Consider the following 277-nt stretch of genomic DNA (forward strand, 5'->3'; position numbering starts at 1 on the left):
CCTTCGGAATTCCCAACTGAGTCTAATTGGAGGGGGGTTGCATGTTCGGCGCGAGAGGCGCCGGAATTCCCCGCGAATTCGGTTGCTCGAATTCCCCGAATTCGTCCAGAGTGCCAACTCATATCCCAACTCATAAGCCCGATAACGCTGTTCGGATTCCCGTTGGAATGACTCCCGAGCATAGCGGAGGAATTCCCCAACCAGGGTATATGGGTGGCCCGGTGAGTTCCCGTCAGGCTGATATGGGACCGGCCGAGAGAGGGGGACGAGCCGGTCC

Source organism: Streptomyces sp. ISL-100, assembly GCF_018614615.1.
GTDB lineage: Bacteria > Actinomycetota > Actinomycetes > Streptomycetales > Streptomycetaceae > Streptomyces.